At 68.7% G+C, this 22,373-nt stretch carries 29 protein-coding genes; 1 reads left to right on the forward strand and 28 read right to left on the reverse strand.

All coding sequences use genetic code 11. The features are described from left to right. Positions 1–22: 22 nt before the first annotated feature. The 27 genes from ATL51_RS12770 to rpsL all read right to left on the reverse strand — a co-directional run bounded on the left by ATL51_RS12770 (position 23) and on the right by rpsL (position 16,765). Complete coding sequence (locus tag ATL51_RS12770; protein WP_100878737.1) at positions 23–577, reverse strand: adenylate kinase; 555 nt, start codon at positions 575–577, stop codon at positions 23–25. A 129-nt stretch (positions 578–706) separates the two neighbouring features. After that, positions 707–2,017 carry a preprotein translocase subunit SecY gene (secY, locus tag ATL51_RS12775; RefSeq protein ID WP_073576464.1) on the reverse strand — a complete coding sequence of 437 codons (1,311 nt, stop codon included), beginning with the start codon at positions 2,015–2,017 and terminating at the stop codon, positions 707–709. A 280-nt stretch (positions 2,018–2,297) separates the two neighbouring features. Next, complete coding sequence (rplO, locus tag ATL51_RS12780) at positions 2,298–2,759, reverse strand: 50S ribosomal protein L15 (protein ID WP_208622979.1); 462 nt, start codon at positions 2,757–2,759, stop codon at positions 2,298–2,300. Then, positions 2,756–2,941 carry a 50S ribosomal protein L30 gene (gene rpmD / locus ATL51_RS12785; RefSeq protein WP_062403786.1) on the reverse strand — a complete coding sequence of 62 codons (186 nt, stop codon included), beginning with the start codon at positions 2,939–2,941 and terminating at the stop codon, positions 2,756–2,758. The genes rplO and rpmD overlap by 4 nt, the downstream gene beginning before the upstream one ends. Before the next feature lie 5 nt (positions 2,942–2,946). After that, positions 2,947–3,582 carry a 30S ribosomal protein S5 gene (gene rpsE / locus ATL51_RS12790; RefSeq protein ID WP_062397823.1) on the reverse strand — a complete coding sequence of 212 codons (636 nt, stop codon included), beginning with the start codon at positions 3,580–3,582 and terminating at the stop codon, positions 2,947–2,949. 34 nt (positions 3,583–3,616) lie between these two features. Continuing rightward, a complete protein-coding gene (gene rplR / locus ATL51_RS12795) occupies positions 3,617–4,030 on the reverse strand; it encodes a 50S ribosomal protein L18 (protein ID WP_073576465.1) in 414 nt (137 codons plus the stop codon). Continuing rightward, a complete protein-coding gene (gene rplF, locus ATL51_RS12800; protein WP_062397827.1) occupies positions 4,030–4,569 on the reverse strand; it encodes a 50S ribosomal protein L6 in 540 nt (179 codons plus the stop codon). The genes rplR and rplF overlap by 1 nt, the downstream gene beginning before the upstream one ends. Before the next feature lie 17 nt (positions 4,570–4,586). Beyond that, positions 4,587–4,985, reverse strand: a complete 399-nt coding sequence (gene rpsH, locus ATL51_RS12805; RefSeq protein WP_062397829.1) for a 30S ribosomal protein S8 — start codon at positions 4,983–4,985, stop codon at positions 4,587–4,589. A 121-nt stretch (positions 4,986–5,106) separates the two neighbouring features. Continuing rightward, the gene (locus ATL51_RS12810) at positions 5,107–5,292 is read right to left on the reverse strand and encodes a type Z 30S ribosomal protein S14 (protein ID WP_020622927.1); all 186 of its coding nucleotides are present in this window, start codon (positions 5,290–5,292) and stop codon (positions 5,107–5,109) included. Positions 5,293–5,296: 4 nt separating this feature from the next. Continuing rightward, complete coding sequence (gene rplE, locus ATL51_RS12815; RefSeq protein WP_073576466.1) at positions 5,297–5,860, reverse strand: 50S ribosomal protein L5; 564 nt, start codon at positions 5,858–5,860, stop codon at positions 5,297–5,299. Between the two features lies 1 nt (position 5,861). Next, complete coding sequence (gene rplX, locus ATL51_RS12820; protein ID WP_062403788.1) at positions 5,862–6,188, reverse strand: 50S ribosomal protein L24; 327 nt, start codon at positions 6,186–6,188, stop codon at positions 5,862–5,864. A 13-nt stretch (positions 6,189–6,201) separates the two neighbouring features. Then, a complete protein-coding gene (gene rplN / locus ATL51_RS12825) occupies positions 6,202–6,570 on the reverse strand; it encodes a 50S ribosomal protein L14 (protein WP_010228481.1) in 369 nt (122 codons plus the stop codon). An 8-nt stretch (positions 6,571–6,578) separates the two neighbouring features. Continuing rightward, positions 6,579–6,854: a 30S ribosomal protein S17 gene (gene rpsQ / locus ATL51_RS12830; RefSeq protein WP_062397834.1), complete on the reverse strand. Its 276-nt coding sequence runs from the start codon at positions 6,852–6,854 to the stop codon at positions 6,579–6,581. Next, positions 6,851–7,096 carry a 50S ribosomal protein L29 gene (rpmC, locus tag ATL51_RS12835; RefSeq protein WP_020622931.1) on the reverse strand — a complete coding sequence of 82 codons (246 nt, stop codon included), beginning with the start codon at positions 7,094–7,096 and terminating at the stop codon, positions 6,851–6,853. The genes rpsQ and rpmC overlap by 4 nt, the downstream gene beginning before the upstream one ends. Beyond that, positions 7,096–7,515 (reverse strand): 50S ribosomal protein L16, encoded by a 420-nt coding sequence (gene rplP / locus ATL51_RS12840; protein ID WP_020622932.1) that lies wholly within the window; start codon positions 7,513–7,515, stop codon positions 7,096–7,098. Before rplP ends, rpmC begins: the two co-directional genes overlap by 1 nt. 3 nt (positions 7,516–7,518) lie before the next feature. Then, positions 7,519–8,364: a 30S ribosomal protein S3 gene (rpsC, locus tag ATL51_RS12845; protein ID WP_020622933.1), complete on the reverse strand. Its 846-nt coding sequence runs from the start codon at positions 8,362–8,364 to the stop codon at positions 7,519–7,521. Then, on the reverse strand, positions 8,364–8,783 hold the full coding sequence (gene rplV, locus ATL51_RS12850) for a 50S ribosomal protein L22 (protein ID WP_073576467.1): 420 nt from the start codon (positions 8,781–8,783) through the stop codon (positions 8,364–8,366). The genes rpsC and rplV overlap by 1 nt, the downstream gene beginning before the upstream one ends. A gap of 37 nt (positions 8,784–8,820) precedes the next feature. Beyond that, a complete protein-coding gene (gene rpsS, locus ATL51_RS12855; protein ID WP_062397841.1) occupies positions 8,821–9,102 on the reverse strand; it encodes a 30S ribosomal protein S19 in 282 nt (93 codons plus the stop codon). Positions 9,103–9,117: 15 nt separating this feature from the next. After that, on the reverse strand, positions 9,118–9,951 hold the full coding sequence (gene rplB, locus ATL51_RS12860; RefSeq protein WP_100878738.1) for a 50S ribosomal protein L2: 834 nt from the start codon (positions 9,949–9,951) through the stop codon (positions 9,118–9,120). Between the two features lie 16 nt (positions 9,952–9,967). Next, positions 9,968–10,267, reverse strand: coding sequence for a 50S ribosomal protein L23 (gene rplW, locus ATL51_RS12865; protein WP_020622937.1), 300 nt, complete (start codon positions 10,265–10,267; stop codon positions 9,968–9,970). After that, positions 10,264–10,938: a 50S ribosomal protein L4 gene (gene rplD / locus ATL51_RS12870; RefSeq protein WP_100878739.1), complete on the reverse strand. Its 675-nt coding sequence runs from the start codon at positions 10,936–10,938 to the stop codon at positions 10,264–10,266. Before rplD ends, rplW begins: the two co-directional genes overlap by 4 nt. Then, a complete protein-coding gene (gene rplC, locus ATL51_RS12875; RefSeq protein WP_100880682.1) occupies positions 10,935–11,621 on the reverse strand; it encodes a 50S ribosomal protein L3 in 687 nt (228 codons plus the stop codon). The genes rplD and rplC overlap by 4 nt, the downstream gene beginning before the upstream one ends. A 16-nt stretch (positions 11,622–11,637) precedes the next feature. Continuing rightward, positions 11,638–11,943 carry a 30S ribosomal protein S10 gene (gene rpsJ, locus ATL51_RS12880; RefSeq protein WP_003938093.1) on the reverse strand — a complete coding sequence of 102 codons (306 nt, stop codon included), beginning with the start codon at positions 11,941–11,943 and terminating at the stop codon, positions 11,638–11,640. A 487-nt stretch (positions 11,944–12,430) separates the two neighbouring features. Next, a complete protein-coding gene (gene tuf, locus ATL51_RS12885; protein ID WP_073576471.1) occupies positions 12,431–13,624 on the reverse strand; it encodes an elongation factor Tu in 1,194 nt (397 codons plus the stop codon). 146 nt (positions 13,625–13,770) lie between these two features. Then, entirely contained in the window at positions 13,771–15,873 is a 2,103-nt protein-coding gene (gene fusA, locus ATL51_RS12890; protein WP_100878740.1) for an elongation factor G, read from the reverse strand. Positions 15,874–15,920: 47 nt separating this feature from the next. After that, positions 15,921–16,391, reverse strand: coding sequence for a 30S ribosomal protein S7 (gene rpsG / locus ATL51_RS12895; protein ID WP_020622942.1), 471 nt, complete (start codon positions 16,389–16,391; stop codon positions 15,921–15,923). Next, on the reverse strand, positions 16,391–16,765 hold the full coding sequence (rpsL, locus tag ATL51_RS12900; RefSeq protein WP_020622943.1) for a 30S ribosomal protein S12: 375 nt from the start codon (positions 16,763–16,765) through the stop codon (positions 16,391–16,393). Before rpsL ends, rpsG begins: the two co-directional genes overlap by 1 nt. 641 nt (positions 16,766–17,406) lie before the next feature. Here rpsL and ATL51_RS12905 point away from each other — a divergent pair. After that, positions 17,407–18,303: an alpha/beta hydrolase gene (locus tag ATL51_RS12905; protein WP_157818345.1), complete on the forward strand. Its 897-nt coding sequence runs from the start codon at positions 17,407–17,409 to the stop codon at positions 18,301–18,303. A 138-nt stretch (positions 18,304–18,441) separates the two neighbouring features. On the opposite strand, the gene ATL51_RS12910 is transcribed toward ATL51_RS12905, so the two are convergent. Then, a complete protein-coding gene (locus ATL51_RS12910) occupies positions 18,442–22,353 on the reverse strand; it encodes a DNA-directed RNA polymerase subunit beta' (RefSeq protein WP_073576474.1) in 3,912 nt (1,303 codons plus the stop codon). Positions 22,354–22,373 lie beyond the last annotated feature (20 nt).

Raw genomic sequence — 22,373 nt, forward strand, 5'->3', positions numbered from 1 at the left:
TGGTGCCGGCGCCGACCGGGTCTCAGCCGTTGCGGTTGTGCAGCGCCGAGAAGACCCGGTCGGTGATCTCGTCGATCTCGCCGACGGCGTCGATCGTGACCAGCCGGTCACGGTAGTGGTCCAGCAGCGGAGCGGTCTCCTCGCGGTAGACCCGCTGCCGGTTGCGGATGGTGTCCTCGTTGTCGTCGCTGCGGCCGCGGCCGAGCAGCCGCTGCACGACGACCTCGTCGTCGACGTCGAACTGGACGACGGCGTCGAGCTCCAGGCCCTTGTCGGACAGGATCTCGGAGAGGGAGCCCGCCTGGGCCACGTTGCGTGGGAAGCCGTCGAGGATGAAGCCGCCTCCCGTGTCGGCGTCGCCGAGCCGGTCGCGCACCATCCCGACGGTCACCTCGTCGGGGACGAGGTCCCCGGCGTCCATGTAGCGCTTCGCCTCACGACCGAGCACGGTCTCGTCACGCAGGTTCGCCCGGAACAGGTCCCCGGTCGAGATGTGCGGGACGTCGAGCCGCTTGGCCATCTGCTCAGCCTGGGTCCCCTTGCCGGCACCGGGCGGTCCCACCAGAACGAGTCGCACGAGACCCGACCTCCTGAAGTCTTGTCGTCCATGGCGCCGGCGTCCTCGCCGGCACACGGTGCCCGAGGCACCACGATCGGGGCCGGGGGCCCCGCACCGGGGTTCCCGCTCGGCCACGTTCCGGCGAGCCTAACGCAGGAAACCCTCGTAGTTCCGCTGCATGAGCTGGCTCTCGATCTGCTTCAGGGTGTCGAGGCCCACGGTGACCATGATCAGCACTGCCGTGCCGCCGAACGGGAAGTTCTGGTTCTGGCCGCTGCCGGTGATCCCGAGGAAGAAGTTGGGGAGCACCGCGATGAGGCCCAGATAGAGCGATCCCGGCAGCGTGATGCGGCTGAGCACGAAGTTCAGGTACTCCGCGGTGGGCCGCCCCGGGCGGATACCCGGGATGAAGCCGCCGTACTTCTTCATGTCCTCGGCGCGCTCGTCGGGGTTGAACGTGATGCCGACGTAGAAGTACGTGAAGAAGATGATCAGTGCTACGTACAACACGATGTGCACGGGATTGGACTGATCGACGAGATAGGTCTGCACGAACTGCTGGAACCAGCCGCCGTCGTTCCCGGCAAGCCGGGCGACCAGGTCGGGCAGGTAGAGCAGCGAGCTACCGAAGATCACCGGCACGACACCGGCCTGGTTGACCTTGAGCGGCAGGTAGGTCGAGGTGCCGCCGTACATCCGGCGGCCGACCATGCGCTTGGCGTACTGCACCGGGATCCGGCGCTGGCCGTTCTCCACGAACACGACGCTGGCGATGATCGCGAGACCGAAGACGCAGACGCCGGCGAAGACCAGGCCGCCGGAGTTCTCCAGGATCAACCGGCCCTCGGCGGGGATGCGGTGCGCGATGGAGGCGAAGATCAGCAGCGACATGCCGTTGCCGATGCCGCGCTCAGTGACCTGCTCGCCCAGCCACATCACCAGCGTGGTCCCGGCGACCATGACGATCACGATGACGATCAGGGTGAAGACCGACGAGTCCGGGATGATCGGCAGCGCGCAGCCCTGGAACAGCTGACCGCGCTCGGCCAGCGCCACGAAGCCGGTGGCCTGCAGCACCGCGATACCGATCGTCAGGTACCGCGTGTACTGCGTGAGCTTGGCCTGGCCGGACTGGCCTTCCTTCTTCAGCTGCTCGAACCGCGGGATCACGACCTGCAGCAGCTGCACGATGATGCTCGCGGTGATGTAGGGCATGATGCCCAGCGCGAAGATCGACAGCTGGAGCAGTGCCCCGCCGGAGAACAGGTTGATCAGGGAGTAGACGCTGGCGTTGTCGCCGCCCTCGACCTGACGGACACATTCCTGGATGTTCGGGTACGACACCCCCGGCGAGGGGATGTTCGCCCCGAGCCGGTACACCGCCACGATCGCCAGCGTGAAGAGGATCTTCTTGCGGAGATCCGGCGTGGTCAGGGCCGCCCGGACTGCGCTGAGCACTCGGTGATCCTCCTACGACGTCGGCGGCCCGACACCGCCTGCGCCGGCCCCTGAGGGGTCGGCCGGGTTGGTCGACGCGCGTTCCGCGCCTCGCGGGACACCCGGGCCGGTGTGTACCGGCGGGGGCTGCGCGCCTCGAGGCGCGCCAGGTAATCGGTGGACACTCGGTCCGGACGTGACTGTAACAGCGGCCCGGAAACGCCTCGGCGCCGCCCACGGGCCCGGTCCACCTGGGGTGGAGCGGGCGCCACGGACGGCGCCGGGGGACGTGCGGTGGGGCCTACAGCTCGGAGACCGAGCCGCCGGCCGCCGAGATCTTCTCGCGCGCGGACGCGGAGAACTTGTGGGCCTTCACGGTCAGGGCGACGCCCGAGAGCTCGCCCTCGCCGAGGACCTTCACGAGCTGGTTCTTGCGAACCGCGCCCGCCTCGACCAGCTCGGCCGGACCGATCTCGCCGCCCTTCGGGAACAGGGTGGCCAGCTCGCCGACGTTCACGACCTGGTACTCGACCTTGAAGCGGTTCTTGAAGCCCTTGAGCTTCGGGAGCCGCATGTGCAGCGGCATCTGCCCGCCCTCGAAGCGCGGGGACACCGTCTTGCGGGCCTTGGTGCCCTTGGTACCGCGACCGGCGGTCTTGCCCTTCGAGCCCTCACCGCGACCCACACGGGTCCGCGCCTTCTTCGAGCCCGGGGCCGGCCGCAGGTCGTGGAGCTTGATGACGGAGTTCTCGTTCTCGCTCACGACTGCACCTCCTCCACGGTCACGAGGTGGCGCACGGTGTGGACGTAACCGCGGGTCTGCGGGTCCGCCTCACGCACCACCGACTGCCGGATCTTGCGCAGGCCGAGCGAGCGCAGCGTGTCGCGCTGGTTCTGCTTGCAGCCGATCCGGCTCTTCACCTGGGTGATCTTCCACGTGGCCATGTCGCTCACACCTTCGCCGCGTCGGCCTCGGCGCGCTGGCGCATCATGCTCGCCGGGGCGACGTCCTCCAGCGGCAGGCCGCGGCGGGCCGCGACCTCCTCCGGACGCTGCACCGACTTCAGCGCCGCCACCGTGGCGTGCACGATGTTGATGGCGTTGTCGGAGCCGAGGGACTTGGACAGGATGTCCGAGATCCCCGCGCACTCCAGCACCGCGCGGACCGGGCCGCCGGCGATGACACCGGTACCCGGGGAGGCCGGGCGCAGCATGACGACGCCGGCGGCGGCCTCACCCTGCACGCGGTGCACGATCGTGCCGCCGATGCGGGGGACGCGGAAGAAGTTCTTCTTCGCCTCCTCCACGCCCTTGGCAATCGCGGCCGGCACCTCCTTGGCCTTGCCGTAGCCGACGCCCACCAGGCCGTCACCGTCGCCGACGATCATCAGCGCGGTGAAGCTGAACCGGCGGCCGCCCTTGACGACCTTGGCCACGCGGTTGATCGTGACCAGCCGCTCGATGTACGGGGTCTTGTCCTGGGCCGCCCCGCCACGGCCACCGTCCCGGCGGTCCCGGTTGTTGCGGTTGTCGTTCCCACCGCTACCACCCGGGGCTCCGCCGTCACGCCGCGTACGTCCCGGCATCAGACAGTCCCTTCGATCTTCTCGGTCTGGTTCATCAGAACTCCAGGCCTCCCTCGCGGGCGGCGTCGGCCAGGGCCGCGATGCGGCCGTGGTAGGCCAGCCCGCCGCGGTCGAACACGACCGCGGAGATGCCCGCCTCCTTGGCCTTGGCGGCGATGATCTCGCCGACCTTGGCCGCCTTGGCCTTCTTGTCGCCGTCGAGGCCTCGGACCTCGGTGTCCAGCGAGGACGCGAAGGCCAGCGTGTGGCCGGCCAGGTCGTCGATCAGCTGGACGGTGATGTGCCGCGAGGAGCGGTTGACCGCCAGCCGCGGACGCACCGGCGTCCCGGAGATCTTCTTCCGGAGCCGGGCGTGCCGGCGGATGCGCGAGTCGCGGCGCTTGCGCGCCACCTGGGACGCCATCCGGCGGCGGGCGGAACCCGACACCGTCTCGTTCGTCTCGGCCATCACTTACCCGTCTTTCCGACCTTGCGGCGGACCTGCTCGCCGGCGTACCGCACACCCTTGCCCTTGTACGGGTCGGGGCGGCGCAGCTTCCGGATGTTGGCAGCGGTCTCGCCGACCAGCTGCTTGTCGATGCCGGAGACCGAGAACCGGGTCGGCGACTCGACCGCGAAGGTGATGCCCTCCGCCGGCTCGATGACGACCGGGTGCGAGTAGCCCAGGGCGAACTCGAGGTTCTGCCCCTTCAGCTGCACGCGGTAACCCACGCCGTGGATCTCCAGCTTCTTCTCGTAGCCGGCGCTGACGCCGACCACGATGTTGTTGACGAGGGAGCGGGTCAGGCCGTGGTAGGCCCTGGTCTCGCGCTCCTCGTTCGGCCGCTTCACCAGCACCGTGCCGTCGTCATCGCGCTCGATCGTGATCGGCTCGACGGCGGTGTGCGACAGGGTGCCCTTGGGGCCCTTCGCGGTGACCGTGCGGCCATCGATGGTGATCTCCACGCCGGACGGGACGGTGATGGGCAGCTTTCCGATGCGTGACATCGTTCGTTACCCCTCTCTCACCAGACGTAGGCGAGGACTTCCCCGCCCACGCCGCTCCGGTAGGCCTGCTGGTCGGTCATCAGACCCTGAGAGGTCGAGATGATCGCGATGCCGAGGCCACCCAGGACCCGCGGCAGGTTCGTCGACTTCGCGTACACACGCAGACCGGGCTTGGAGACCCGGCGCAGACCGGCGACGCTGCGCTCGCGGTTGCGGCCGTACTTCAGCTCGACGACCAGGGACTTGCCGACCTCGGCGTCCTCGGTGTGATGTGCCGCGATGTAGCCCTCCTTCTGAAGGATCTCCGCAATGGCGACCTTCAGCTTCGAGTGGGGCATCACGACGCGGTCGTGGTAGGCCGAGTTCGCGTTCCGCAGACGGGTCAACATGTCTGCGATCGGATCGGTCATCGTCATGGTGTCTGTCTCTTTCCCGCCGTGGTTCCTCGTACCGGCGCGGTGCCCCTGTGCGGGGCACCGCACCGGTGCGGGCCTGCGGCGATCGGATCCGCTGCCCCGCGGACGCGGGGCGGTCGGATCACCAGCTGGACTTGCTCACACCCGGCAGCTCGCCGGCGTGCGCCATGTCTCGCAGGCACACGCGGCAGAGGCCGAACTTGCGGAACACGGCACGCGGCCGGCCGCACTTGTTGCAGCGGGTGTAACCCCGCACGGCGAACTTCGGCTTCGCGTTCGCCTTGTTGATGAGCGCCTTCTTCGCCATTCGCTCAGCTCTCCTTGAACGGGAAGCCCAGGTGGCGCAGCAGCGCCCGGCCCTCGGCGTTCGTGGTCGCGGTGGTCACGACCGTGATGTCCATGCCCCGCGGCCGGTCGATGGAGTCCGGGTCGATCTCGTGGAACATCGACTGCTCGTTCAGGCCGAACGTGTAGTTGCCACGCCCGTCGAACTGGTTGCCCTCGAGGCCGCGGAAGTCGCGGATACGGGGCAGCGCGATGGTCAGGAGACGGTCGAGGAACTCCCACATCCGGTCGTTGCGGAGGGTCACCTTCGCACCGATCGGCATGCCCTCGCGCAGCTTGAACTGCGCGATGGACTTGGTGGCGCGACGCAGCTGCGGCTTCTGGCCGGTGATGGTGGCCAGGTCCCGCAGCGCACCGTCGATCAGCTTCGAGTCGCGGGCGGCGTCACCGACACCCATGTTCACCACGACCTTGGTCAGGCCGGGGATCTGCATGACGTTGGTGTAGCCGAACTCCTCGCGGAGCTTGTCGAGGATCTCGTCGCGGTACCGCTGCTTGAGCCTCGGCGCGGTCTTCTCAGCCGTGGTCATCTCAGATCTCCTTCCCGTTGCGCCTGGAGATCCGGACGCGGCGGGTGGTGCCGTCCTCGCCCTCGACGGCCTTCTTGCCGATACGGGTCGGCTTGCCGTCGGAGTCGCACACCATCACGTTCGAGACGTGGATGGCGGCCTCCTGGGTGACGATCCCGCCGCTCTCGGCCCCGCGCTGGTTCTGGCTGATCCGGGTGTGCTTCTTGATCCGGTTCACGCCCTCGACCAGCACGCGCTGGCGCTCCGGGTAGGCCGCGATGACCTTGCCCCGTGCACCCTTGTCCTTGCCGGCGATCACCAGAACGGTGTCGCCCTTCTTGACCTTCATCTTCGCCTTCATGTCAGAGCACCTCCGGGGCCAGGGAGATGATCCTCATGAACTTGCGGTCGCGCAGCTCGCGCCCGACCGGGCCGAAGATACGGGTCCCCCGAGGTCCGTTGTCCGCCTTGATCAGCACGGCGGCGTTCTCGTCGAAACGGATGTAGCTGCCGTCGGGACGGCGCTTCTCCTTCTTGGTGCGCACGATGACCGCCTTGACGACGTCACCACGCTTCACGCCGGCGCCGGGGATGGCCTCCTTGACCGTGGCGACGATGACGTCGCCGATCCCGGCGTAGCGCCGCGCGGAGCCGCCCAGCACCCGGATGCACAGGATCTCCTTGGCACCGGTGTTGTCGGCGACGCGCAGCCGCGACTCCTGCTGGATCACTTCGACTCCTACTTGGCCTTCTCGAGGATCTCCACCAGCCGCCAGCGCTTGGTCGCCGACAGCGGACGGGTCTCCATGAGGCGGACACGGTCGCCGATACCGGCGGTGTTCCCCTCGTCGTGCGCCTTGACCTTGCTGGTCCGGCGGATGACCTTGCCGTACAGGGGGTGCTTCACCCGGTCCTCGAGGGAGACGACGATCGTCTTCTCCATCTTGTCGGACACGACCAGGCCCTCGCGGACCTTGCGCTCCCCGCGCTCGTCGTTCTTCTGCTCGTCGCTCACGCCGCGCCCTCGCTCTCGGTCGGTGCGGCGGAAAGGCCGAGCTCACGCTCGCGCATCACGGTGTAGCACCGCGCGATGTCGTGACGGACGGCCCGCAGCCGCCGGTTGTTGTCCAGCTGCCCGGTGGCCATCTGGAAGCGGAGGTTGAACAGCTCCTCCTTGGCCTCCCGGACACGCACGACCAGCTCCTCGTCGGAGAGCTCGCGCAGCTCGGCGGCCTTGGTGTTGCCACTGCTCGCCATCAGATGTCACCACCCTCACGGGACACGATCCGGCACTTCATGGGCAGCTTGTGGATCGCACGGGTCAGGGCCTCGTGCGCCACCTCGCGGTTCGGGAAGCTCATCTCGAAGAGCACCCGGCCCGGCTTGACGTTCGTGACCCACTTCTCGGGCGAACCCTTACCGGAACCCATGCGGACCTCGGCCGGCTTCTTGGTCATCGGGATGTCCGGGAAGACGTTGATCCAGATCTTCCCGCCACGACGGATGTGCCGGTTGATCGCGATACGCGCCGACTCGATCTGCCGGTTCGACACGTAGGCCGGCTCCAGCGCCTGGATGCCCCAGTCGCCGAAGGTGACCGCGGTACCACCGCTGGCCATGCCCTTGCGCTTGGGACGGTGCTGCTTGCGGTGCTTGACCTTGCGTGGGATCAGCATCGGTCAGCTCTCCCCACCGTTGCTCTGGTTCTCACCGGAGGCCGGGGCCTCGGCGGTCGCCGTCGCGGCGCCGCCGGCCTGGCCCGCGCTCTGCGCGGCACGCCCGGCCTCGGTGCTGGTCGCAGTGGTGCCCGAGGCACCGGAACGACGCCGGGCCGGACGCTCGCGGCGCGGGCCACGGCCCGGGGCCTCGGCGGCGGCCGGGACGCCCTCGCGGCGGCCACCGACGACGTCGCCCTTGTAGATCCAGACCTTCACGCCGATGCGGCCGAAGGAGGTCCGGGCCTCGAACAGGCCGTAGTCGATGTCCGCACGCAGCGTGTGCAGCGGGACCCGACCCTCGCGGTAGAACTCCGACCGCGACATCTCGGCACCGCCGAGGCGGCCCGAGCACTGGACCCGGATGCCCTTGACCTGCGGGCTGCGCATGGCCGACTGGATGGCCTTGCGCATCGCACGCCGGAAGGCGACCCGGTTCGACAGCTGCTCGGCGACGCCCTGGGCGACGAGCTGCGCGTCGGACTCGGAGTTCTTGACCTCGAGGATGTTCAGCTGGACCTGCTTCTTGGTCAGCTTCTCGAGGTTGCCCCGGATCCGGTCGGCCTCCGCGCCACGACGGCCGATCACGATGCCCGGACGCGCGGTGTGGATGTCCACCCGCACGCGGTCCCGGGTGCGCTCGATCTCGACCTTGGAGATGCCGGCCCGCTCCATGCCCTTGGAGAGCATGCGGCGGATCTCGACGTCCTCCTTGACGTACTCGGAGTACTGCTTGTCGGCGTACCAGCGCGACTTCCAGTCCGTGGTGATGCCCAGGCGGAAGCCGTGCGGGTTGATCTTCTGCCCCATCAGCGGGCCCTCCCCTTCGCACCACGACGGCCGGCCTTCTGCGGAACCGACTCGACCTCGATGGTGATGTGGCTCGTCCGCTTGCGGATGCGGTACGCACGCCCCTGGGCGCGCGGCCGGATCCGCTTCAACGTCGGGCCCTCGTCGACCATCGCCACGGCGACCACGAGGGTCTCCGGGTCCAGGTCCAGGTTGTTCTCGGCGTTGGCCGCGGCGCTCGCCACGACCTTCGCGACGGGCTCCGCCGCGGCCTGCGGCGAGAACCGCAGGATCGCCAGCGCCTCGTCGACCGGCAGGCCGCGAACCAGGTCCACGACACGACGGGTCTTCATCGGCGAGCTGCGGACGAACCGCGCCACGGCGCGCGCACGAGTCGGCTCGAGCGCAGCGCCGGTGGTCTCGGCAGTGGTCTCTGCCATTTTCTCCACCTCTCCTAGTCGCTACTCGGGCCGGCTACTAGCGCCGACGCGCCTTGCGGTCGTCCTTGATGTGACCCCGGAAGGTCCGGGTGGGGGCGAACTCGCCCAGCTTGTGACCGACCATCGAGTCGGACACGAACACCGGGACGTGCTTGCGGCCGTCGTGCACGGCGATGGTGTGACCGATCATGTCCGGGATGATCGTGGACCGACGGGACCACGTGCGGATGACGGTCTTCTTGCCGGACTCGTTGAGGACGTCCACCTTCTTGAGCAGGTGGTCGTCCACGAAGGGGCCCTTCTTCAGGCTGCGCGGCATGTCTTACCTCCCTGCTCAGCGCTTCTTGCCGGTACGACGCCGGCGGACGATCAACTTGTCGGACGGCTTGTTCTTGCGGGTACGGCCCTCGGGCGTACCGGCGGGGTTCACCGGGTGGCGTCCACCGGAGGTCTTGCCCTCACCACCACCGTGCGGGTGGTCCACCGGGTTCATGACGACACCACGGACGGTCGGGCGCTTGCCCTTCCACCGCATACGGCCGGCCTTACCCCAGTTGATGTTGGCGTGCTCCGAGTTGCCCACCTCGCCGACGGTGGCGCGGCAGCGCACGTCGACGTAGCGGATCTCGCCGGAGGGCATCCGCAGCTGCGCGTAGGGCCCGTCCTTGGCGACCAGCTGGACGCCGACACCGGCCGAGCGCGCGATCTTGGCGCCGCCACCGGGGCGGAGCTCGATCGCGTGCACCACGGTGCCCGTCGGGATGTTGCGCAGCGGCAGGTTGTTACCCACCTTGATGTCGGCCCGGGGACCGTTCTCGATCTTGTCGCCCTGCTTGAGCTTCGCCGGCGCGATGATGTAGCGCTTCTCGCCGTCGGCGTAGTGCAGCAGTGCGATCCGCGAGGTGCGGTTCGGGTCGTACTCGATGTGCGCGACCTTCGCCGGCACGCCGTCCTTGTCGTTACGACGGAAGTCGATCAGACGGTAGGCGCGCTTGTGTCCGCCACCCTGGTGACGGGTGGTGATCCGCCCGTGCGCGTTGCGGCCGCCCTTGTTGTGCAGCGGGCGCAGCAGCGACTTCTCGGGGGTGTCCCGGGTGATCTCGGCGAAGTCCGACACGCTCGAGCCACGACGGCCCGGGGTGGTCGGCTTGTACTTACGAATGGCCATGGGTCAGCTCGCTCCCTCAGCTCGCCGGGCCACCGAACACGTCGATCGCCTTGCTCTCCTCGGAGAGCGTGACGATCGCGCGCTTGGTGTCCTTGCGCTTGCCGTAGCCGGTGCGGGAGCGCTTGCGCTTGCCCGGGCGGTTCAGCGTGTTCACGCTGGTCACCTTGACCCCGAACACCTTCTCCACGGCGATCTTGATCTGGGTCTTGTTCGCGTCCGGTGCCACGACGAAGGTGTACTGGCGCTCGTCGAGCAGCCCGTAGCTCTTCTCCGAGACGACCGGCGCGAGCAGCACGTCCCGCGGGTCCGTGATCACTTGTCGGCCTCCTCAGCGCGGCGGCCGGCAGCCTTCGGCTTCGCGACCGGGCCGGCCAGGAACTCGTCCAGCGCCGCCTGCGTGAACAGCACGACGTCGTTGACGAGCACGTCGTGGGTGTTCAGCTGGTCGGGCGCGATCAGGTGGACCTGCGGCAGGTTGCGCAGGCTCAGCAGGGCGTTCTCCGCGGAACGCTCGACGACCGCAAGCACCCGGCGGGCGTCGGGCACGACGGCCTCGATCGCCTTGCGGGCGGCCTTGGTCGACGGTGCGTCGCCCTCGGAGAAGGCGGACACGACGTGCACGGCGCCGGCGCGGGCCCGGTCGGAGAGGGCGCCACGCAGGGCGGCGGCCTTCATCTTCTTCGGGGTCCGCTGCGAGTAGTCGCGGGGCGTCGGGCCGTGGACGATGCCACCACCGGCGAACTGCGGCGCGCGGATCGAGCCCTGACGGGCGCGACCGGTGCCCTTCTGCCGGTACGGCTTCTTGCCACCGCCGCGGACCTCGCCGCGACCCTTCACGTCGTGCGTGCCCTGACGCGCGGCGTTGAGCTGCGCGGTCACCACCTGGTGCATGAGGGCGATGTTCGCCGTCACGTCGAAGACGTGGTCCGGCAGCTCGACGCTGCCGGAGGCGGAACCCTCGGGAGTCTTGATCTGCACGGTGCTCACTTGCCATCACCCTTCGCGGGGGTCTTCACCACGACGAGGCCACCGCGCGGACCGGGGACGGCGCCCTTGACGAGCAGCAGCCCGCGTTCGGCGTCCACCCGGTGGACCTTCAGGTTCTGCGTGGTCTGGCGGTCGGAACCCATCCGGCCGGCCATCCGCACACCCTTGAACACGCGGCCCGGGGTGGCGCAGCCGCCGATGGAGCCCGGCGAACGGTGCTTGCGCTGCGTGCCGTGCGAGGCGCCCAGGCCCTTGAACCCGTGGCGCTTCATGACACCGGCGAAGCCCTTGCCCTTGGTCACGCCCACCACGTCGACCTCGGCCACCTCGGCGAACGCCTCGACGGTGACCTCCTGGCCGGCGGCGTACTCGGCGGCGTCGGAGGTGCGGAGCTCCAGGACGTGGCGACGGGGGGTGACGCCGGACTTGGCGAAGTGGCCGGACTCCGGCTTGTTCACCTTGCGCGGGTCGATGGCCCCGTAGGCCAGCTGGACGGCGGTGTAGCCGTCGGTCTCCTGCGAGCGCACCTGCGTCACGACGTTCGGCCCGAGCTGGACCACGGTGACCGGCACGATGCGGTTGTTCTCGTCGAACAACTGGGTCATCCCGAGCTTGGTGCCCAGGAGGCCGGTGACCTTCTTCGTCTGCTTGGTGGCAGTCGTCTTCTTGAATGCAGCAGTCATCGTCTCCACCCCGCCGTCACTGAATGTTGACGTCGACGCTCGCCGGCAGGTCGATGCGCATGAGCGCGTCGACCGTCTTGGGCGTCGGGTCGAGGATGTCGATGAGTCGCTTGTGCGTGCGCATCTCGAAGTGCTCGCGCGAATCCTTGTACTTGTGCGGCGAGCGGATGACGCAGTACACGTTCTTCTCGGTAGGCAGCGGCACGGGGCCGACGACCCGGGCACCGGTACGCGTCACGGTCTCCACGATCTTGCGAGCAGACGCGTCGATTGCCTCGTGGTCATAGGCCTTGAGCCTGATGCGGATCTTCTGTCCCGCCATGGTCGTCGGTCGTCCTCTTCTTCCTGCCGCGGGGGTGTCGCGGTTCGGCCCCGTAAGAACTCGCGCCGTGCTGCCACCGGATGTCCGGCGGGCCGGCTGCGGCCCGTGCTCTGTTCAGGTCTCTGTCGGCCCGGAGTCGCGCGTCCAGTTCCCTGGAGCACTCGTCCTGCCGGGGCTCTCCGGTCCACGAGGTCGGGCGTGTCGCGCCCTACCCGCATGGTTGTGCCCGGGTCACCGCGTCCCACCCCCATCTGGGGCGGGCATGTCGCTCGGAATCTCCCCGGTAACGCGGCGGACCGCGGAACCGGGGCTGACAACGAACATGGCGCATGGTGCGCGACCCCTGGACTACCGGAAACCGGGAACAGAGGCGGCGCTTCCACGCGCCATGCTCATCGTGCAACCCGTCAAGGATGACACACCGCTGTGCGGCACCCTCGACCGGGGGGTGGGTAACGAGGCCGCCCCGGGGGACGGCCCCGTCACATCACGCGTTGATCTTGGTGACCTGGCCGGCGCCCACGGTACGGCCACCCTCACGGATGGCGAACTGCAGGCCCTCCTCCATGGCGATCGGCTGGATCAGCTGAACGCTCATGGTGGTGTTGTCACCCGGCATGACCATCTCGGTGCCCTGCGGGAGGGTCACGACGCCGGTCACGTCGGTCGTCCGGAAGTAGAACTGCGGACGGTAGTTGTTGAAGAACGGGGTGTGACGGCCGCCCTCGTCCTTGCCCAGGATGTACACCTGGCCCTCGAACTCGGTGTGCGGGGTGATCGAACCCGGCTTCACGACGACCTGGCCGCGCTCCACGTCCTCACGCTTGATACCGCGCAGGAGCAGACCCACGTTCTCGCCGGCGCGACCCTCGTCGAGGATCTTGCGGAACATCTCGACACCGGTGACGGTGGTCGAGGTCTTGTTCGGCCGGATGCCGACGATGTCGACGGTCTCGTTGACCTTGACGATGCCGCGCTCGATACGGCCGGTGACGACCGTGCCGCGACCGGTGATCGTGAAGACGTCCTCGACGGGCATGAGGAACGGCTTCTCGATGTCGCGCTCGGGCTCCGGGATGGCCTCGTCGACCGCGTCCATGAGCTCGACGATGGCCTCGGCCCACTTGTCGTCGCCCTCGAGCGCCTTCAGCGCCGAGACGCGCACGATCGGGAGGTCGTCGCCCGGGTAGTCCTGATCCGACAGGAGCTCGCGGACCTCCATCTCGACGAGCTCCATGATCTCCTCGTCGTCGACCATGTCCGCCTTGTTCAGGGCGACGACGATGTACGGCACGCCGACCTGACGCGCGAGCAGCACGTGCTCACGGGTCTGGGGCATCGGGCCGTCGGTCGCGGCGACCACCAGGATCGCGCCGTCCATCTGGGCGGCACCGGTGATCATGTTCTTCACGTAGTCGGCGTGCCCGGGGCAGTCGACGTGCGCGTAGTGCCGCTTCTCGGTCTGGTACTCGACGTGCGCGATGGAGATCGTGATACCGCGCTGGCGCTCTTCCGGCGCCTTGTCGATCATGTCGAACGCCGAAGCCTCGTTGAGGTTCGGGTACTTGTCGTGCAGAACCTTGGTGATGGCCGCCGTCAGCGTGGTCTTGCCGTGGTCGATGTGACCGATGGTGCCGATGTTGACGTGCGGCTTGGTCCGCTCGAACTTCGCCTTCGCCACTGCTGGGTCCTCCTGGACTCGTGTCTGTACTCCGCCGTGCTGACGGCAGGTCTGTGGGTGTCGGGTGGTGCGGGCCGCGGACCTTACCGATCCGCGGACCGCACCCTCCGAGCAGGTCGGGCACTGGGGCCCGCCCCGGGGAGCTCTTACTCGCCCGTGGCCTTCGCGATGATCTCCTTCGCCACGTTCGCCGGAACCTCGGCGTAGGAGTCGAAGACCATCGTGTAGTTCGCCCGGCCCTGGGTCCGCGACCGCAGGTCGCCGACGTAGCCGAACATCTCGGACAGCGGCACGGTCGCCTTCACGACACGGGCACCGGCCCGCTCCTCCATGGCCTGGATCTGGCCGCGGCGGGAGTTCAGGTCGCCGATGACGTCACCCATGTAGTCCTCGGGCGTCATCACCTCGACGGCCATCATCGGCTCGAGGATGGCGGGGCTCGCCTTGCGGGCCGCCTCCTTGAACGCCATCGAACCGGCGACCTTGAAGGCCATCTCCGAGGAGTCGACCTCGTGGTACTGACCGTCCAGCAGCGTGAGCTTCACACCGACGACGGGGTAGCCGGCCTGGATGCCGTACTGCATGGCGTCCTGGGCACCGGCGTCGACCGACGGGATGTACTCCCGCGGGACACGACCACCGGTGACCTTGTTCTCGAACTCGTACAGCGCACCGTCACCGCTGGTGAGCGGCTCGAGCTTGATGATGACGCGGGCGAACTGGCCCGAACCACCGGTCTGCTTCTTGTGCGTGTACTCGAACTTCTCGACGGCCTTCTTGATGGTCTCCCGGTAGGCCACCTGCGGCTTACCGATGTTGGCCTCGACCTTGTAGTCGGACTTCATCCGGTTGACCAGCACCTCGAGGTGCAGCTCGCCCATGCCGGCGATGATGGTCTGGCCGGTCTCGTCGTCCAGGGAGACCTGGAACGTCGGGTCCTCCTCCGCCAGCTTCTGGATCGCCAGCGAGAGCTTCTCCTGGTCCGCCTTCGACTTGGGCTCGACGGCGACCTGGATGACCGGGTCCGGGAAGGTCATCGACTCGAGGACGATCGGGTTCTGCGGGTCGCAGAGCGTGTCGCCGGTGGTCGTGTCCTTCAGACCGATGACCGCGTAGATGTGGCCGGCCACGGCCTCGTCGACCGGGTTCTCCTTGTTGGAGTGCATCTGGAAGAGCTTCCCGATGCGCTCCTTCCGGTCCTTGGTCGAGTTGATGACCTGGGCGCCGGCGGCGACCTGACCCGAGTACACCCGGATGTAGGTCAGCTTGCCGAAGAACGGGTGCGCGGCGATCTTGAAGGCGAGGGCCGAGAACGGCTCGTCCTTCGCAGGCTTGCGGCTCGCCGGCGTCTCGCCGTCGGTGAGGAAACCCTCGACCGGCGGCACGTCGTACGGCGACGGCAGGTAGTCGATCACCGCGTCCAGCATCGGCTGCACGCCCTTGTTCTTGAAGGCCGAGCCACAGAGGACCGGGTAGGCGGCGCGGTTGGTCACCAGCGCGCGGACACCGGTCTTGATCTGCTCGGTCGTCAGGTCCTCGCCACCGAGGTAGAGCTCCATGAGCTCGTCGTCGGTCTCGGCGACGGCCTCGACGAGCGCCGTGCGGTACTCCTCGGCCTTGGCCTGGAGGTCCGCCGGGATCTCCTCGACGGTGTAGTCCTCGCCCTTGGCGACCTCGCCACGCCACGTGAGCGCGCGCATCTCGACCAGGTCGATGACACCGATGAAGTCGTTCTCGGAGCCGATCGGGATCTGCAGCGGCAGCGGGGTCGCGTTCAGGCGGTCCTTGATCGTCTGAACGGTGAAGTAGAAGTCCGCGCCCAGCTTGTCCATCTTGTTGACGAAGCAGATGCGGGGGACGTCGTACTTGGTGGCCTGCCGCCAGACCTGCTCGGACTGCGGCTCGACCCCCTCCTTGCCGTCGAAGACCGCGACCGCGCCGTCGAGCACCCGCAGCGAACGCTCCACCTCGACGGTGAAGTCGACGTGCCCGGGGGTGTCGATGATGTTGATCTGGTGGTTCTTCCAGAAGCAGGTCGTCGCGGCCGACGTGATCGTGATGCCGCGCTTCTGCTCCTCCTCCATCCAGTCCATGGTGGCGGCGCCGTCGTGCACCTCGCCGAGCTTGTAGTTGATCCCCGTGTAGTACAGGATCCGCTCGGTCGTGGTCGTCTTACCGGCGTCGATGTGGGCCATGATGCCGATGTTGCGGACCTTGGTGAGGTCCGTCAGCACGTCCTGTGCTGCCACTGCTCAGCTCTCCCTGGATCGCGAGTTGGCGCCCGACGGTCGGCCGGTCACCAGCGGTAGTGGGCGAAGGCGCGGTTCGACTCCGCCATCTTGTGCATGTCCTCGCGCCGCTTGACGCTGGCGCCGAGGCCGTTGCTGGCGTCGAGCAGCTCGTTCATGAGGCGCTCGACCATGGTCTTCTCACGGCGCTGGCCGGAGTAGGTGACCAGCCAACGCAGCCCCAGGGTGGTCTGCCGGACGGCACGGACCTCGACGGGGACCTGGTAGGTCGCGCCACCGACGCGGCGGCTGCGGACCTCGAGGGCCGGCTTCACGTTGTCGAGAGCGCGCTTCAGCGTGACGACCGGGTCGGTGCCGGTCTTGTCACGGGTGCCCTCGAGGGCGGCGTAGACGATGCGCTCGGCGAGCGACCGCTTCCCGTCCTTGAGGACCTTGTTCACCAGCTGGGTGACCAGCGGCGAGCCGTAGACCGGGTCCGAGACCAGCGGACGCTTCGGGGCGGGGCCCTTGCGGGGCATCAGCTCTTCTCCTTCTTCGCGCCGTAGCGGCTGCGGGACTGCTTGCGGTTCTTCACGCCCTGGGTGTCCAGCGACCCACGGATGACCTTGTAGCGCACGCCGGGGAGGTCCTTCACACGACCACCGCGCACGAGCACGATGCTGTGCTCCTGCAGGTTGTGGCCCTCACCGGGGATGTACGCGGTGACCTCGATGCCGCTGGACAGGCGCACACGGGCGACCTTGCGCAGCGCCGAGTTCGGCTTCTTGGGCGTGGTGGTGTACACGCGGGTGCAGACCCCGCGGCGCTGGGGGCTTCCCTTCAGCGCGGCGGTCTTGGTCTTGGAGACCTTGTCCTCGCGGCCCTTGCGGACCAGCTGCTGGATCGTGGGCATGAACCGTCTACTTCTTCCCGTCGACGTGGCTCGACTGTCTCGCTCGCCGTGACACTGGTGATCTTCGTTCGGTGTCCCGGGCTCCGGGCGCCGGCGTGGCTGCCGGCTCTCGCCGGACTCCGCCACCGTCGCGCCGGACCCCGAGGTCGGGCGTGTCGTCCCGGGCACGCTCGGGGCCGGAAGGGCCCCGCGGAGGCTGTCGGGACGTCCGGCGTGCCCTGCTCCGGGGCGCAACCACAGATCTGAGGGTCGGAACCAACGGATCGGTGCACACCACGGGACACGCGGACCTGCCCGACCGGAGCCGAGCACAGGACATGAGAATACCCGGCCCTCTTCGACACGGTCAAAGCGGGTCCGTTCCGGGCGTTCGCCTCGGACCTGCCTTCGGGACCATCGGGGGCTTCGATGGTCCTCGGATCCCCCGGGACGACGCCCCGGAGGAGACCTGAGATGACCCGACGATGCCGTACGACGCCGTCACTGGCAAGCGGACTCACCCGCTCGTCGCAGATCGACGGCCGCTCGTCGCGGTCGGATCGGTGTGGGCGATGACTGCGCCACAGCACGATCCCGCCGTGTCGATCACGGTGTGGATCACCCTGTGGACGGTGGCGACGGAGGGACGGTTACGGTCCGGTATGCACCTGCCGACGGCCGTCAACCGCCTCGCCACGCGCGCACTCATCGCGCCCTTGCTCGCCCCGACACTACCCGTCGCCCTGAGACGGCGTGGACTCGACCTCGTCGGCGCCTCGCTCCCGCTCCCCCGCGGCACCCGCCGCGACCTCGGGACGCTGGGCGGCGTGCCCACCGCGGTCGTCGCACCTCCCGGGCCGCTGGCCCCGCACCGGGTGCTCTACCTGCACGGCGGCGGGTACCTCGTGGGGTCCTCGGCGTCGCACCGGCCGCTGCTCGCCGGGCTCGCGCACGCCACCGGCAGCGCGGTCCTCGCTCCGCACTACCGGCTCGCCCCGGAGCACCCGTTCCCGGCCGCCCTCGACGACGCGTACGCCGCCTGGGCCGCCCTGCGCGCCGCGGGGATCCCGGCCCGGCACATCGCGGTGGCCGGCGACTCCGCGGGCGGCGGGCTGACCATGTCGCTGCTGCTGCGACTGCGTGCGACCGGCGAGGATCTCCCGGGCTCCATCGGACTGATCTCGCCCTGGCTGGACCTGTCCTGCACCGCGGACGCGCTCACCCGCAACGTCGCCTCCGACGCGATGCTGGATCCGTCGTGGCTGCCCGACGCCGTCACCGACTACGCGGGCCCGCACACCGGTGCCCCCGAGCTCCTGCCTCTCGACGCGGACCTGGCCGGGCTGCCGCCGCTCCACGTCGTCGCCGGTGCCGACGAGATCCTCGTCGACGACGCCGACACCCTCGTCGAGCGCGCCCGCGCGGCCGGGACACCGGTCACCTACGAGCGCGCGCCCGGCATGTGGCACGCCTTCCCGACGCTGGCCGGGCTGTTAGCGGAGGCCGACGCCTCGCTGCGCACCCTGGGCCTGGCCCTGCGGGCGGACTGCCTGCGCTGAGGCCCGCACCCCGCGTACAGCCCCGGAACGCACGAACGGGGCCGGGCACCGCCACGGGAGCGCGGTGTCCGGCCCCGTCCGGGACCTGTCCGGTCACGGTCCGGACCCACCGTCGTGGGTCCGGACCGGACAACTACCTCAGCGGTAGTCGCGACCGAAGTCGTAGTCGTCCAGCGGCACCGCGGCACCGGTGCCCGTGCCGAAGACGTCGGGGCTGTAGTAGCCGTCGTCGTAGCTCGGCAGTGCGTAGGCGGCCGCGCGGGCCTCCTCGGTCGGCTGGACCTGGATGTTGCGGTACCGGTTGATGCCGGTACCGGCCGGGATCAGCTTACCGATGATCACGTTCTCCTTGAGCCCGACGAGCTTGTCGCGCTTTCCGTTGATCGCGGCATCGGTGAGGATGCGGGTGGTCTCCTGGAACGAGGCCGCGGACAGCCACGACTCCGTCGCCAGCGAGGCCTTGGTGATCCCCATCAGGACCGGACGGCCGGAGGCCGGCTCCAGCCCCTCGGCGACGACCCGGCGGTTCTCGGACTCGAACTCGCCCCGCTCGGCCAGTGCGCCGGGCAGGAACTCGGTCGCACCCGAGTCGATGATCGTGACCCGGCGCAGCATCTGCCGGACGATGACCTCGATGTGCTTGTCGTGGATGTCCACGCTCTGCGTGCGGTACACCTTCTGCACCTCACGCACGAGGTGCAACTGCACCTCACGCGGGCCCATGACACGCAGCACCTCGTGCGGGTCCGCCATGCCCTCGAGGAGCAGCTGGCCGACCGTCACGTGGTCGCCGTCCGCAAGCGGACGCTCGGTGCCGTCGACGGTGGTCATCCCGAGCCACTGCCGCTTGGACAGCTTCTCGTAGACGATCTCCTCGCCGCCGTCGTCCGGGATCAGCGTGATCTTCCAGAACCGGTCGCCGTCCTCGATGCGGATGCGGCCGTCGACGTCGGCGATCGGCGCCTTACCGCGCGGGACCCGGGCCTCGAACAGCTCGGTGACACGCGGCAGACCGGTCGTGATGTCGTCACCCGCGACGCCACCCTGCTTGAACGTACGCATCGTCAGCTGGGTGCCGGGCTCACCGATGGACTGCGCGGCGACGATGCCGACGGCCTCGCCGACGTCCACCAGCTTGCCGGTGGCCATCGAGCGGCCGTAGCACATGCCGCAGATACCGGTGGCCGAGGCGCAGGTCAGCGCGGAGCGGACCCGGACCGTCTTGACGCCGGCCGCGACGAGCGCGTCCAGCACGGCGTCGCCGAGGTCGTCGCCCTTGCGCACCAGCACGGTGCCGTCCGCCGCGGTGATCTCCTCGCCGGAGGTCCGGGCGTACACCGAGGTACGCAGGTAACGGTGCGGGATGAACCGACCGTCGCTCGTCTCCTCGGTGACCGCCATCGGGATGGCACGCTCGGTGCCGCAGTCGACCTCGCGGACGATGACGTCCTGCGACACGTCGACCAGACGACGGGTCAGGTACCCGGAGTCCGCGGTCCGCAGCGCGGTGTCCGCCAGACCCTTACGGGTGCCGTGCGTGGAGATGAAGTACTCCAGCACCGACAGGCCCTCGCGGTACGAGGCCTTGATCGGACGCGGGATGAACTCGCCCTTGGGGTTCGCGACCAGACCCTTCATACCCGCCAGCTGGCGGATCTGGGTCATGTTGCCCGCGGCCCCGGACTGGACGATCGTCGGGATCGGGTTGTCCTCGGGGAAGTTCTGCTCCATCGCCTTGGCGACCTCCTCGGTCGCCCGGCTCCAGATCTTGACCATCTCGTCGTTGCGCTCCTGGTGCGACAGGGCACCACGCTGGTAGCGCTTGTTGATCTGGTCGGCCTTCGCCTCGTACTCCTCGAGGATGCCCGCCTTGGCCGGCGGGACCAGCACGTCCGCGATCGAGATCGTGACGCCGGAGCGCGTGGCCCAGTAGAAGCCCGCGTCCTTCAGCCGGTCCAGGACCTGCGCGACCTCGGTCATCGAGTAGCGCTCGGCCAGCTCGTTGACGATCGTGGCCTGGCGCTTCTTCGGCAGCGGCTCGTTGACGAACGGGTAGTCCGCCGGCAGGAGCTCGTTGAACAGCACCCGCCCGAGCGTGGTCTCCGCGGTCCAGACGCCGTCCTCGGTCACGGTCCCGGCGTCCGAGCCCGGGGTCGGGGTGACCTGCGGGAGCCGGATCTTGATCGGCGCCTGCAGGTGGAGGACCTTGCGGTCGTAGGCCATGATCGCCTCGGCCGCGGAGCCGTAGTGGTTCCCGGCGCCGTGGGCGTCCTCCCGGAGACGGGTCAGGTGGTACAGACCCGTGACCATGTCCAGACGCGGCATCGCCAGCGGGCGGCCCGACGCCGGGGACAGGATGTTGTTCGACGACAGCATCAGCACGCGGGCCTCGGACTGCGCCTCGGCCGACAGCGGCAGGTGCACCGCCATCTGGTCACCGTCGAAGTCCGCGTTGAACGCCTCGCAGACCAGCGGGTGCAGCTGGATGGCCTTGCCCTCCACCAGCTGCGGCTCGAAGGCCTGGATGCCGAGACGGTGCAGCGTGGGCGCACGGTTCAGCAGCACGGGGTGCTCGGAGATGACCTCCTCGAGCACGTCCCACACCTGCGAGCGGCCGCGCTCGACCATCCGCTTGGCGGACTTGATGTTCTGCGCGTGGTTGAGGTCCACCAGGCGCTTCATCACGAACGGCTTGAACAGCTCCAGCGCCATCTGCTTGGGCAGACCGCACTGGTGCAGCTTCAGCTGCGGGCCGACGACGATGACCGAACGGCCCGAGTAGTCGACGCGCTTGCCGAGCAGGTTCTGGCGGAACCGGCCCTGCTTGCCCTTCAGCAGGTCGGACAGCGACTTGAGCGGGCGGTTGCCCGGACCGGTCACCGGCCGGCCACGACGGCCGTTGTCGAACAGCGCGTCGACGGACTCCTGGAGCATCCGCTTCTCGTTGTTGACGATGATCTCGGGCGCGCCGAGGTCGATCAGTCGCTTGAGGCGGTTGTTCCGGTTGATGACCCGGCGGTACAGGTCGTTCAGGTCCGAGGTCGCGAAGCGGCCACCGTCGAGCTGCACCATCGGGCGCAGGTCCGGCGGGATGACCGGCACGCAGTCGAGCACCATGCCCATCGGCGAGTTGCCGGTGGTCTGGAACGCCGCGACGACCTTCAGGCGCTTGAGCGCACGCAGCTTCTTCTGGCCCTTGCCGGACCGGATGATCTCGCGCAGCTTCTCGGCCTCGGCGGGGATGTCGAAGTTCTCCAGCAGCTTCTGGATCGCCTCGGCACCCATGGCGCCGGTGAAGTAGTCGCCGTAGCGGTCGTAGAGCTCGCGGTAGATGGACTCGTCCGCGATGAGCTGCTGGACGTCGAGCTTGGTGAACGTCGTCCAGATCTCGTCGAGCCGGTCCAGCTCGCGCTGGGCACGGTCGCGCAGCTGACGCATCTCGCGCTCGCCGCCGTCCTTGACCTTGCGGCGGACGTCGCCCTTGGCACCCTCGGCCTCGAGCTCGGCGATGTCGGCCTCGAGCTTCTGGGCGCGGGCCTCGAGGTCGGCGTCGCGGGTCTGCTCGACCCGACGGCGCTCCACGCTCATCTCGTTCTCGAGCGTGGACATGTCGTTGTGCCGCAGCTCGGTGTTCACCGAGGTGATCACGTACGCCGCGAAGTAGATGATCTTCTCGAGGTCCTTGGGGGCCAGGTCGAGCAGGTAGCCCAGCCGGCTCGGGACGCCCTTGAAGTACCAGATGTGCGTGACCGGGGCGGCCAGCTCGATGTGGCCCATCCGCTCACGACGCACCTTGGCGCGCGTGACCTCCACGCCGCAGCGCTCGCAGATGATGCCCTTGAACCGGACGCGCTTGTACTTGCCGCAGTAGCACTCCCAGTCCCGGGTCGGACCGAAGATCTTCTCGCAGAAGAGCCCGTCCTTCTCCGGCTTCAGGGTGCGGTAGTTGATGGTCTCGGGCTTCTTGACCTCACCGTGCGACCACTGGCGGATGCCCTCGGCGGTGGCCAGGCCGATGCGCAGTTCGTCGAAGAAGTTGACGTCGAGCACGTATGTCCTCTGTTTCTTCG

The sequence above is a fragment of the Pseudonocardia alni genome, assembly GCF_002813375.1.
Lineage (GTDB): Bacteria > Actinomycetota > Actinomycetes > Mycobacteriales > Pseudonocardiaceae > Pseudonocardia > Pseudonocardia alni.

Bases quoted from the DNA above. Each gene is read 5' to 3' on its own strand.
- rpmD (WP_062403786.1), bottom strand. From the start codon at position 2,941: ATGGCCACGTGGAAGATCACCCAGGTGAAGAGCCGGATCGGCTGCAAG.
- rpsE (WP_062397823.1), bottom strand. From the start codon at position 3,582: ATGCCGGGACGTACGCGGCGTGACGGCGGAGCCCCGGGTGGTAGCGGT.
- rplR (WP_073576465.1), bottom strand. From the start codon at position 4,030: ATGGCCGAGACGAACGAGACGGTGTCGGGTTCCGCCCGCCGCCGGATG.
- rplF (WP_062397827.1), bottom strand. From the start codon at position 4,569: ATGTCACGCATCGGAAAGCTGCCCATCACCGTCCCGTCCGGCGTGGAG.
- rpsH (WP_062397829.1), bottom strand. From the start codon at position 4,985: ATGACGATGACCGATCCGATCGCAGACATGTTGACCCGTCTGCGGAAC.
- ATL51_RS12810 (WP_020622927.1), bottom strand. From the start codon at position 5,292: ATGGCGAAGAAGGCGCTCATCAACAAGGCGAACGCGAAGCCGAAGTTC.
- rplE (WP_073576466.1), bottom strand. From the start codon at position 5,860: ATGACCACGGCTGAGAAGACCGCGCCGAGGCTCAAGCAGCGGTACCGC.
- rplX (WP_062403788.1), bottom strand. From the start codon at position 6,188: ATGAAGGTCAAGAAGGGCGACACCGTTCTGGTGATCGCCGGCAAGGAC.
- rpmC (WP_020622931.1), bottom strand. From the start codon at position 7,096: ATGGCGAGCAGTGGCAACACCAAGGCCGCCGAGCTGCGCGAGCTCTCC.
- rplP (WP_020622932.1), bottom strand. From the start codon at position 7,515: ATGCTGATCCCACGCAAGGTCAAGCACCGCAAGCAGCACCGTCCCAAG.
- rpsC (WP_020622933.1), bottom strand. From the start codon at position 8,364: ATGGGGCAGAAGATCAACCCGCACGGCTTCCGCCTGGGCATCACCACG.
- rplV (WP_073576467.1), bottom strand. From the start codon at position 8,783: ATGGCAGAGACCACTGCCGAGACCACCGGCGCTGCGCTCGAGCCGACT.
- rpsS (WP_062397841.1), bottom strand. From the start codon at position 9,102: ATGCCGCGCAGCCTGAAGAAGGGCCCCTTCGTGGACGACCACCTGCTC.
- rplB (WP_100878738.1), bottom strand. From the start codon at position 9,951: ATGGCCATTCGTAAGTACAAGCCGACCACCCCGGGCCGTCGTGGCTCG.
- rplC (WP_100880682.1), bottom strand. From the start codon at position 11,621: ATGACTGCTGCATTCAAGAAGACGACTGCCACCAAGCAGACGAAGAAG.
- rpsJ (WP_003938093.1), bottom strand. From the start codon at position 11,943: ATGGCGGGACAGAAGATCCGCATCAGGCTCAAGGCCTATGACCACGAG.
- rpsG (WP_020622942.1), bottom strand. From the start codon at position 16,391: ATGCCCCGCAAGGGCCCCGCCCCGAAGCGTCCGCTGGTCTCGGACCCG.
- rpsL (WP_020622943.1), bottom strand. From the start codon at position 16,765: ATGCCCACGATCCAGCAGCTGGTCCGCAAGGGCCGCGAGGACAAGGTC.
- ATL51_RS12905 (WP_157818345.1), top strand. From the start codon at position 17,407: ATGCACCTGCCGACGGCCGTCAACCGCCTCGCCACGCGCGCACTCATC.